The sequence below is a fragment of the Shewanella sp. 10N.286.51.B7 genome (assembly GCF_002873615.1).
GTDB lineage: Bacteria > Pseudomonadota > Gammaproteobacteria > Enterobacterales > Shewanellaceae > Shewanella > Shewanella electrodiphila.
This window is the reverse complement of the sequence record NZ_MCUF01000012.1, coordinates 102240-113188: the sequence shown is the minus strand read 5'-3', so window position 1 is coordinate 113188 and position 10949 is coordinate 102240. Positions and strand designations below refer to the sequence as shown.

Genomic DNA, 10949 nt, shown 5'->3' with positions numbered 1-10949 from the left:
ATAAAGGTGTCGTTATAAAGATTTCGTTATAAAGATTTCGTTATGAACGTGACATTTGAAAGGTGACATTTGAAAAGTGGATAGAAATAAGTAGTTCATCCTAAATAAAACGCCATTTAATATAAATTAAATGGCGTTTTTGTTTGCCGATAGACAAGATGTGCTCACAGGCGCTGTGGTTGCACTAAGTTCATTTGCTAATGAGGGAAAACCTCTATAATTGAGTGTTGTAACTTGCGTTCCCCTGTTAGGATCCTTATCATCGCGATCCCAAATTTAAAAAGGCAACATCATGGCAATCAGAATCAAGCTTAGACCCAAGCGTGAAAAATCACTCGAACGTAAACATCCTTGGGTATTTGCTAGTGGTATACATAACATTAAAGGTAAGCCGCAAGCAGGTGAAACGGTTGATGTTGTTGCGCATGATGGTCATTGGTTAGGCCGTGGTGCATGGTCGCCAGAATCGCAAATTCAAGTACGAGTTTGGACATTTGATAAAGAAGAGCAAATCGATAAAGACTTCTTTACTCGACGCATTCAGCGTGCACAAGCGGGTCGAGAAGCGCTTATTGCCGAACAAGGGCTAACGGGTTATCGACTGATTGCTGCAGAATCTGATGGACTGCCAGGCATCACCATCGATAAGTATGCCAATGTATTAGTGTGTCAATTATTAAGCACTGGTGCTGACTTCTGGCGTGATACCTTAGTTGAGGTCTTAGCTGAGTTATACCCTGATTGTGCTATTTATGAGCGCTCAGATGTGGACTCTCGTAAGAAAGAAGGGCTGAAGCCTGTCACTGGTTTGCTTCATGGCGAGTTGCCTGAAATGCCTGTAGTGATAGAAGAAAATGGTATCAAGATTTCAGTGGATGTGACCAAAGGCCATAAAACAGGTTTTTATTTAGATCAACGTGACAATCGTGCAATTGCAGCGCGTTTTGTTAAAGGCAAGTCGGTATTAAACTGTTTTTGTTATACAGGCACATTTGGCTTATACGCAGCTAAAGGCGGCGCGGCCAGCATCGAAAATGTCGATGTATCAAAATTAGCGTTAGAAACTGCCCGTTTAAACATGGAAATTAATGGGTTTAGTGATGAGCATGTTAATTACCATGAAGCTGATGTGTTCAAGCTATTACGACAGTATCGTGATGAAGGTAAAACATTTGATGTTATCGTGCTAGACCCACCTAAGTTTGCCGATAACAAGGCGCAGTTAAATGGCGCGTGCCGTGGTTATAAAGATATTAATATGATTGCAATGCAACTGCTTAACCCAGGTGGAACCTTACTGACATTCTCATGTTCAGGGTTAATGGCTGCCGATTTATTCCAAAAGGTTGTTGCTGATGCTGCGCTGGATGCTAAACGTGATGTACAGTTTATTGATCGTTTAAGCCAAGCTAGCGATCATCCCATTGGTAGTGCATTTCCAGAAGGGTTTTACCTTAAGGGCCTTGTTGCTCGGGTGTTCTAAGGTTTAAGCGGTTTCTTAATGAGTTGTGTTTTACTCATTAACGCGTTAAGGCTACCAATTGGTAGCCTTTTTTTGTTACGAGAGTTTCTAGAGTTTCGCCATTATATAAAATGTAAAATGATGTTGTTTTGGATAAAAATTCGCAAATTAACGCAGTTTGCATAATGATTATATTAATCGACTTAACAGCTGAGCGAGTAGGTAATGAAAATGAAGGCTTTAATGATAAAACTAGTAGCAGTAGCCAGTTTTTCAATGTTGATGACTAGCGTGCAAGCACACGAAACGTTTGAACTAACCACATCAAATGATGGTACGTATATTCAGTCATTTGAATTTAGTAATGGCCAAAGTTTAGTGATTGCAGAGGGGCGAATTGAACCTCGCTCAATTGGCTCGATTACCATTAAATTGTTTAAAGATTTATATGTAGGTGACTTTACCCAGGGGATTGTCATACCAAGAGATGGCACCATTCTTAACGTTGAAGTCATGGAGGATACTGATCAAGTACAAAAAGTGAAAATAACCACTGTGACTGCAGGCAGTGGTAATTATCAGTCTTCGCAATTGATTTGTGTCGAGAATAACAAGCTATTTGAATGTGAATAAAAACAGGCTGCAAGAGCAGCCTGTTATTTAAAACATATTAATTGAAGTCACTAAGTTAACTGATCCAATAAAGCCCTAGGCTACTCATACATGCGAGCATCATTGTGGCTTCAAAAAACGTTTTGCTACTCAATAAGCTCTGCTTTCCTTGCTTCAAGCTTGCGATCAACTGATTTTGCTTATAAAGCCGACAGGTAAGTTGTTCTGTTTGAGGGTCAATAAGTAATTGTAATCGACAGGGTTTACCGCTTTTAAGCTCAATTTTATGGGTACTACGTTGTCCAAAATTAACCTTAGTCGACACGATTTTGTCATTAACTAAAACACGTTCTAATCCGATCCAGTCACTAGCCAGCAATTCAATCTTTTCCTGATTTAATTGATACTTGAAACTCGTCATAAACATCTCCTTGGCCTGTGAACCTACCTTAAGGTAAGCAGACAAATGTGACGTTTTCCAGCGAGAAAAATGAAGTTTTTTTGAATCGATCGGTATGTGATTGTTGAGATTAAAGATTTTATTTTAATTATTTTTAATTGACAAAATTTACTTTTGAACTAGTAGACAAAGTATCTGTCTTTTGATGGTGACACTATATTTAATACCTTAAAATCATAGGCTTAAGTTTAACTCTCAGCCTTATTGTTATCCTCTTTTACCAAGCCGCAATAATGTCCAAGCAAGTCTCGCCAGCTGACGATCCCAACTAACTCATCATCTTGTAGAACAGGGAAACAGGTAATGCCTTTACTGAGCATTAATTGCGATGCACTTTGGATATCCAATGACGGGGTAATAGTAATTGGCCCGTGAGCCATCACCTGATGAACGCGTTTATTGAGGGTCTCAATGTCTCTGGTGAGCTCTGCTGCTGTGCCTAAATTAGGGCTGAGAGCATTGAGCAAATCAGTACGGGCTAAAATGCCTGAAATGGTTTTGTTTTCATCAAGCACCACTAAATGATGAAAAGGCACATTATCAAATATTTCTTTTGCTGTGCTAATGCGGTCATCCATTTCAATGGTGACCACTCTCGGGCTCATTATTTGCTCAATTGTGACCATGATGATCCTCCTTTTCAATTAATCTATTTATATCAGACAATTGTAAAGTGAACAAATCATCACAGCCTTTATTTGCGGTATTCAAACCATATAAAAAGTCGCTGCTAGTCGATATTTTTAGTCTTTAAGTGATAATCGATGTAGCGCTGACGTTTTTTAGGCTTAAGAGCATGAACATCCACCAAAACCAGTCCGTCAATACAATTGCCGAAGTCAGTATCAATACCAAAATCGAGAAACTTCACACCATCATCTTGGCAAAGTTCACCATATTGCTTATAAAGCGGAGGCACTGCAGCGCCCATGTTTGCCAAGGTGTGCTTTAACACCTTAAAACAGCTTGAGTAATCATTATCCTGATATAAACCGTTCAACTGGTGTAGACGTACATCTGTGAACTGATAGGGGCTATTAGATTGTGCCAGTTCGTTTGGCATTGAAAAGTGTTGCTGGTAAAAATGCACCATCATTTCTTTGGCTTGCTCAGGTAATTGGTCGCTAATCGACACAGGGCCAAATAAATATCTAAATTGCGGGTTTTTAGCTAAATAAGCGCCAATCCCTAACCATAAATAATCAAGACTCCGTTTACCCCAATATTTAGGTTGTACAAAACTTCTACCTAGCTCAAGTCCGCTTTCAAAATATGGCGCAAACTCATCTGAATACTTAAATAATGACTGGCTATATAGCTTTTCTGGGCCTTGTTCTTCATGGACTTTCTTAGCACTGGCGAATCGGTATGAGCCGACAATTTCCAATGCATCTTTATCCCACAACACTAAGTGCTGATAGTAGGGATCGTATTGATCGTTATCGCGGCGATTACCGCTGCCTTCGCCGACCGCGCGAAAAGCGATTTCACGTAATCTGCCAATTTCACGCATGATTGGGCTGCAATGATGGTGCTGATATAAAAATATCTGTTTGTTGTCGTTAGTCTCACCCAGTAACTCACACTGCTGCAGCGCTTGTTGCAACTCACTTCGCGACTCAGGATGAGCGATTGCGTTTTGTGTAGCAAAAAGCGGGCTGCGGTTTTTACCAATCCGATAAAGATGATTCTTAAGCAACTGTACTTTGGTTTTACGGGAAAAGTCATTGCTGGTTATGGCTTCTTTGGGGATCAATTGCCCAATACGAACAGGCATAGTGCGCTTGGCTTGTTTAAACATCTCTTTGACTAGCATTAAGCTCGCAAGGGGTTTGTAAATCATCGATGCGCCGTAAAACGCTGCTGAGTTTTTAGCATCAACGAATATGGGTAACAAAGGTGCATTGCAAGTGTTAGCCATTTTTAAAAAGCCTGAATGCCACTTTAAGTCAGTCACGCCAGAAGGTCGTAACCGTGATACTTCTCCAGATGGAAAAATCAGAACTGCACCTTCACTTTTGAGATGAAGGTGTATATTTTCAAGATGTTGCCTTGGGGTTCCACCAGACATGTTATTAACAGGCAACAATAAGGAATGCATGGGTTCTAATGCCATTAATAACTCGTTTGCTACCACTTTAATATCGGGTCTGACTTTACTAATGAGTTTTATTAATGCCAGTGCGTCGAGTGAACCAATAGGGTGGTTGGCGTAGATCACCACTCGACCTTCTATGGGAATGTTTTCGATTTCATTACTTGGCACTGAATAATTAAAGTCAAAACACTCCAGAACGTGCTCAACAAAATCAACGCCTTTTAAATATGCAAATTCTGCGGCTATATCATTGCACTGCTTTTCATTAAGTAAGTAACGCAGCATGGCCTTAGTGGGGGTCGCAAGCCATGGGGTTTGGTTCAGTTTGGGTAAGTTCTGCTGAACTACGTTCTCTACGGAAAAAATCATTTTGATGACCTTTGTTGTTATCAATGCGCGAAAGCTGTTTTACTTAACTCACATTTATTTCGCTAACAGTATTGGTTAAGCGACTTTCTGCTTAAATTCACTGCTTGGCTGCACGTTAAGTTGGAATTGTTTAATGACTTTGGTGGTGGATGCTTCGTCACTCCAACGTAATAGTTGTAATTGACCGCTGAAGGTTTCTGCTATTAAGGTGCAGTTTTCAACCCAGTCACCGTCGTTGGCGTAAATAATGTCATCGTGAAGTGACAATTCAGGTTGATGAATATGACCGCAAACAACCGCTTGTACCTGTTGAGTTTTGGCATAACGTAAAACGGCATCTCGGTACATTTCTATCGCATGTTGTGCTTTGTTGACCCGTAGTTTGACGTAACTTGCTAGTGACCAGTATGGAAAGCCACAAGCGTGTCTGATTTGATGTAATTTACGGTTAAGGAACAGTAATACGTCGTATAAATGGTCCCCTAATTTGGCATACGCACGGCTAACACAAACTTCAGAGTCAAACTGGTCGCCATGAAGCATTAAGATTTTTTCGCCTGTGATGCATTCATGGATATATTCATTTGCCATGGTTATTCCCCACAAATGAAAGTCGGTATAAGACTTAAAGGCTTCATCGTGGTTACCTGGGATATATTTTATCTGGGTGCCATCTTTGGCCAGCTGGAGTAATTTTTGTAAGACGAGGTTATGGGTTTCCGGCCAATAAACTTTCCGCTTCAGTGCCCAAATATCAATAACGTCGCCGACTAAGTAAATTTGCGCTGCTTTTGTTTGAGTCAGTAAATTCAGCAGAAATTCAGCCTTACAATCAACACTGCCTAAATGAATATCTGATAGCCAAAGGGCATTGAACTGTTGTTTTATATTTTCAGGAGGAAGCGATCGACCATTGGCAGTTATCGCTTCAGAGAATGGATTAAAGTTTGCTTTGTTATCAACATGACTTTGAGACATTGACGCTTCCCTGAATATGGATTTCAAGGCTAGCTTATGGGACGTTTTTGAATAACAGATGACGATAGTATGTCAAATCGGTGACAAACTTTATAAAACAACAGGTTGGCAATAGGTGATGAATTAAGCGTTTTAAATGATTTGCAGTGAATAGAAATCTGCTAACGCTATTATTAATAGACATAAAAAAGGGAGTCACTGTTTAGTGACTCCCTTTCATTTCTAACTGGTTTCGAATAACCAGATTATTTTGCTGCGTTAATGATGGCGCGAGCCATGTCATCTGCAACATCACCTGTTGTACGGTTATCTTTTTCAGCTTCATCAAAAATTTTGATTAAGGTGGTGTAGATTTCTTCTACTTTTGCGCTTGATTTAGCCGCATCATAATCACTTTCGAAAGAGACATTAATAATACCGCCAGCATTAATCACGTAATCTGGAGCGTATAAAATGCCTTTATCTTTCAGGATTTCACCATGACGAACTTCGGCTAGTTGGTTGTTCGCGCAACCAGCAACAATCGTTGCTTTCAACTGTGGGATAGTCGTGTCATTAATCGTAGCGCCAAGTGCACAAGGGGCATATACATCAACATCTTGGCTATAGATATCTTGTGGAGCAACGACTGTCGCACCAAATTCTGTCGCCACTTTATCTAAAGATGTTTGGTGAATATCGGTAACGATAAGTTCAGCGCCTTCTTCATGCAAATGCTTACATAAGTAGTAACCTACGTGACCCACGCCTTGAACTGAAATCTTAAGACCTTTAAGACTATCAATACCGCGTTGATGCTTAACGGCTGCTTTGATGCCTAAGTAAGTTCCTAAAGCTGTGAAAGGAGAAGGATCGCCACTTTTACCTTCAAGACCTGCCATGTAAGGCGTTTCTTGATGTGCAATCATGATATCTGCAGTTGAAACACCCACATCTTCAGCTGAAAAGTACTTGCCGCCAAGTGTATGAATGCAACGGCCAAATGCACGGAATAGCGCTTCACGATCTGTTGTTTTAGGATCGGCAATAATCACTGACTTACCGCCACCCATAGTTAAACCTGCAAGGGCATTTTTGTATGTCATGCCGCGCGAGAGGCGTAATACATCGTTTACTGCTTCATCATCTGAATCGTAGTTCCACATACGACAACCACCTACGGCAGGGCCGAGGTTAGTGTTATGAATTGCAATGATTGCTTTTAAGCCACTTTCTTCATCGTGACAAAAAACGACTTGTTCGTGGTTATCAAACGATACATGATTAAATAAAGCCACTGGTGATCTCCGCTGTGCGATAAAATAGTCGTTAGAGTTATACGGGATAACGACTGCTTGTTATTATTTATTGCAGAACGATAGCATTTAGCGATACTCTCAACAAAGATAGATTCATATAATTTTGTGATCTACGTGGCAATTTAGCTTGCCACTTTACGTAAACGTAAACTTTTTATGCGTTTCGTTACATTTGTCACCTTTTTATAGGTGTTGATGTTATTTTTATGATGACAAATATAACAATAAAATAGGAAGAAAGAATGACCGAATCAGTGGCTGAGCCTAAAGTAGAACAACCCGATCCAGAAGTGCAAAGACAACAATGGGTCCAAGCGCAATTTCAAAAAGCTAATCGTTTCCTTGCTGAGAAAGGGGTCATCCCGTCTAAAGTACTTGCTGATGAAAGCCGTTACCTTGTGCCTTACCTCGCTATTTGGAAAATGGAATCTAAGCAACCGACTAAACAAACGTTCTGGGTTATGTCTGGTGACTTACCTTCAGATTATGTCGACGTGAAAGTAGCGGGTACTGCACGTGAAGCAATTCGTCATTTTTCAATGATGTGGCAGTTAAAAGCTGAGAACCTGCATAAGTCAGGCGCGACACGTGATGAAACCCAACTAAAATTTGCTAATTTATTGGTATCTCGTGCAGAGAGCCTTTACAAAATGCAAAATGATGAAAAGTTGTGGGAAGGTCAAGCCTAGCTTTGACAACAAACTTTTAAGTTAACAAATGAATGTTAGCGAACAATAAAGGCACCTTAAGGTGCCTTTTTTATGTCTAACGGATTTATCTTCATATAGATGTATGCACCTATGAATGAATTAAAGCGTTATTTACTGTTCAAATGACGCTGCATTAAATTCTGGTTAACTTCAGCCATAGAAAGTTGCTGATCTTCTAACAAAACAATCAAGTGATACATCAAATCAGAGGCTTCATTAATCAACTCTTCTTTATCATGAGTTGCTGCAGCTAAGGCTGTTTCTAAGCCTTCTTCACCGACTTTTTGCGCAATTCGTTTAGTACCTCGTTCAAATAAAGAAGCGGTGTAACTTGAATCTGCACTTTGTCCTTTGCGAGAAATGATCACATTGGTTAAGTTATCGATAAACGAATGTGCGTTGCCGTCAGGCCAGCAACTTTCAGTGCCAGTGTGACAAGTTGGACCATTTGGAATGACTTGTACCAGCAAGCTGTCATTATCACAGTCTTTATCAATAGCCACTAGATCTAACGTGTTCCCAGAGGTTTCACCTTTAGTCCATAAACGTTGTTTTGAACGACTATAAAAGGTGACTTTTCCTGTGGCTAAGGTATGTTCTAAAGCGGCCTTATCCATATAACCCAACATGAGCACCTTGCCAGTCAGGTGATTCTGAACAACGGCAGGGAGCATGTTGTCTTGTTTATCCCAAGCCAGTTCTGAAGTGTCAAACTTTACTGCTGAAGATTGTGTCATTATTCTTTTCTCTTGTTAATTAGCACATCTGTCTTATTTAGTTGCGTTTAAATGACTATATTTAATTATAGACGTATCGCAATATTCTCATTGGCTAAGTATTTCTTTAACTCATTGATATCAATTATGCCTTTGTGAAATACGCTAGCGGCAAGTGCTGCATCAACATTGGCTTGTTCAAACACTTCTTTAAAGTGCGCCATGGTTCCTGCGCCGCCAGAAGCAATTAATGGCACATCACATATCGCTCTGACAATGCTGAGCTGTTTAATATCATAACCACTACGAACGCCATCTTGGTTCATCACATTGAGTACGATTTCACCGCAACCTCGCTTTTGCACTTCTTCAACCCAATCTTGGGTAAACCATTGCGTATCTTTGGTCGCAGCCTCGTCACCGGTAAATTGTTTGACCTTATAACTGTCTGACTCGGCGTCATAAAATGAATCAATGCCTATCACGATACATTGACGGCCGAACTCATCTTGTAAGCGAGAAATCAAGCTAGGGTCGCTAAGTGCAGGGGAGTTAATTGAAATTTTATCCGCCCCATAAGCCAACATTTGTCTGGCTTGCTCGATAGTTTTAATCCCGCCAGCAACACAAAATGGAATATCAATTTGTGCTGCAACACGGCTCACCCAAGATTTATCAATGACTCTGTCGTGGGCACTGGCAGTGATATCGTAAAATACTAATTCATCGGCGCCTTCGAGGGCGTATCTTGCGGCTAATGGCTCAATGTCACCAATGATTTCATGGTTACGAAACTGCACACCTTTAACAACTTGACCGTCACGGACATCAAGACAAGGGACTAAACGTTTGGCCAACATGCAATTGCCTCCGCAACAGTAAAGTTCTCAATTAATAAGGCTTTGCCAATAATGATACCGTTAACTTTGCTATTTCTTACCGCTGCAACATCATCAAGTGTGGCAATGCCACCAGATGCCTGCCAATTTATTTCTGGATATGTGCTTGCAAGCTCTTGATATAAGTCAGTGTTTGCGCCTTGAAGGGTACCATCACGGCTAATATCGGTGACTAAAGCATGTTTCAGTCCAACTGTACTGAATTCGCTCACAAGGGATTCAAGTGACTTGCCGCCTCCAGTTTGCCAACCAGAAACTGCGACAATTTTTTCACCTTGCTCATTAATGTTCACATCTAATGCTAAACAAATCGCATCGCTACCGTATTTCACAAACCAGCTTTTAACCAGTTCAGGTTCTTTAACCGCAAGCGATCCGATAACGACACGCTTAACGCCAATATCGAGTAATTCTTTAACTTGCTGCTCACTGCGGATCCCACCACCGACTTGAATGTCAGTGTTAAGTCCTGCTGCTAATTCTGAAATCAGTTTTATTTGACGTTTTTCAGGATCTTTAGCACCGGTTAAGTCCACAATATGAAGTAAGTTAGCACCTTGAGCTTCATATGATTGCAGCTGTGCTAAAGGGCTTAAATCAAAGGTCGTTTTTTGTTGATAATCACCTTGGTATAAACGTACAACTTGGCCATCGATCAAATCAATTGCTGGAATAATCATGCTTGGCTCCCCATGTTCAGGAAATTCTGTAATATTTTTGAGCCGATAGCGGCACTTTTCTCTGGATGAAATTGCACCCCGAAGAAGTTATCTTTACCGATGGCAGCACTAAATGATTCACCGTATTGTGATGTGGCAATCGTGTATTCACTGATTGGTGCTTTAAAACTATGGACAAAGTACACATAGCTACCATCTTCAATACCATCAAAAAGAGGGTGGTCTGAGACTGAGATTTGATTCCACCCCATATGAGGTAATGGCAAACCTTGACTGTCTAAGTCATTTATTTGTGTAGGAATCAAGCCTAAGCACTCGATATCACTATCCGTGCGCCCGCCATGTTCATTGGATTTTTCTGCTAGCATCTGCATGCCTAAACATACGCCCATCACAGGTTGAGTTAGGCTATTAATGATTGTGACTAAGTCACGGCTAACTAACGCATCCATCGCAGCACCTGCGGTACCAACACCTGGTAAAACTACACGTGCGGCAGATTTAATCACTTGATGATCGGCAGATACAATGACATTGGCTTGTAAACGCTCGAAGGCGAATCTTACAGAGCTTAAATTTGCACAGCCTGTATCAAGAATCACAGTCGTGTTTGCTTGATTCACAGCACTCACATTATTCACCCTACTTAAACCATTGTCTGTTGTCG

General features: G+C 40.7%; 12 protein-coding genes. 3 read left to right on the top strand and 9 right to left on the bottom strand.

What is annotated here, in order from left to right; translation table 11 throughout:
• Positions 1 to 292: 292 nt before the first annotated feature.
• Positions 293 to 1483 carry a class I SAM-dependent methyltransferase gene (locus tag BCU84_RS01185; protein WP_102526270.1) on the top strand — a complete coding sequence of 397 codons (1191 nt, stop codon included), beginning with the start codon at positions 293 to 295 and terminating at the stop codon, positions 1481 to 1483.
• A gap of 222 nt (positions 1484 to 1705) precedes the next feature.
• Positions 1706 to 2095 (top strand): PliI family lysozyme inhibitor of I-type lysozyme, encoded by a 390-nt coding sequence (locus tag BCU84_RS01180; protein ID WP_157936179.1) that lies wholly within the window; start codon positions 1706 to 1708, stop codon positions 2093 to 2095.
• Positions 2096 to 2150: 55 nt separating this feature from the next.
• Here the strand turns inward: BCU84_RS01180 and BCU84_RS01175 are convergent, their stop codons facing one another.
• The 5 genes from BCU84_RS01175 to BCU84_RS01155 form a co-directional block, all read right to left on the bottom strand.
• Positions 2151 to 2495, bottom strand: coding sequence for a hypothetical protein (locus BCU84_RS01175; protein WP_102526268.1), 345 nt, complete (start codon positions 2493 to 2495; stop codon positions 2151 to 2153).
• 227 nt (positions 2496 to 2722) lie between these two features.
• Positions 2723 to 3160, bottom strand: coding sequence for a CBS domain-containing protein (locus BCU84_RS01170; RefSeq protein WP_102526267.1), 438 nt, complete (start codon positions 3158 to 3160; stop codon positions 2723 to 2725).
• 104 nt (positions 3161 to 3264) lie between these two features.
• Positions 3265 to 5001, bottom strand: coding sequence for a GNAT family N-acyltransferase (locus tag BCU84_RS01165; protein WP_102526266.1), 1737 nt, complete (start codon positions 4999 to 5001; stop codon positions 3265 to 3267).
• Positions 5002 to 5076: 75 nt separating this feature from the next.
• On the bottom strand, positions 5077 to 5979 hold the full coding sequence (locus BCU84_RS01160; protein WP_102526265.1) for a UDP-2,3-diacylglucosamine diphosphatase: 903 nt from the start codon (positions 5977 to 5979) through the stop codon (positions 5077 to 5079).
• A gap of 245 nt (positions 5980 to 6224) precedes the next feature.
• Positions 6225 to 7256: a Glu/Leu/Phe/Val dehydrogenase dimerization domain-containing protein gene (locus BCU84_RS01155; RefSeq protein WP_102526264.1), complete on the bottom strand. Its 1032-nt coding sequence runs from the start codon at positions 7254 to 7256 to the stop codon at positions 6225 to 6227.
• 263 nt (positions 7257 to 7519) lie between these two features.
• On the opposite strand from BCU84_RS01155, the gene BCU84_RS01150 reads away from it, so the two are divergent.
• A complete protein-coding gene (locus tag BCU84_RS01150; protein WP_102526263.1) occupies positions 7520 to 7966 on the top strand; it encodes a DUF4826 family protein in 447 nt (148 codons plus the stop codon).
• Between the two features lie 128 nt (positions 7967 to 8094).
• Here the strand turns inward: BCU84_RS01150 and hisIE are convergent, their stop codons facing one another.
• The 4 genes from hisIE to hisH form a co-directional block, all read right to left on the bottom strand.
• A complete protein-coding gene (hisIE, locus tag BCU84_RS01145) occupies positions 8095 to 8724 on the bottom strand; it encodes a bifunctional phosphoribosyl-AMP cyclohydrolase/phosphoribosyl-ATP diphosphatase HisIE (protein ID WP_102526262.1) in 630 nt (209 codons plus the stop codon).
• 65 nt (positions 8725 to 8789) lie between these two features.
• Positions 8790 to 9563, bottom strand: coding sequence for an imidazole glycerol phosphate synthase subunit HisF (hisF, locus tag BCU84_RS01140; protein ID WP_102526261.1), 774 nt, complete (start codon positions 9561 to 9563; stop codon positions 8790 to 8792).
• On the bottom strand, positions 9545 to 10282 hold the full coding sequence (hisA, locus tag BCU84_RS01135; RefSeq protein ID WP_102526260.1) for a 1-(5-phosphoribosyl)-5-[(5-phosphoribosylamino)methylideneamino]imidazole-4-carboxamide isomerase: 738 nt from the start codon (positions 10280 to 10282) through the stop codon (positions 9545 to 9547). Before hisA ends, hisF begins: the two co-directional genes overlap by 19 nt.
• Positions 10279 to 10905 (bottom strand): imidazole glycerol phosphate synthase subunit HisH, encoded by a 627-nt coding sequence (hisH, locus tag BCU84_RS01130; RefSeq protein ID WP_241906323.1) that lies wholly within the window; start codon positions 10903 to 10905, stop codon positions 10279 to 10281. Before hisH ends, hisA begins: the two co-directional genes overlap by 4 nt.
• Positions 10906 to 10949: the final 44 nt, after the last annotated feature.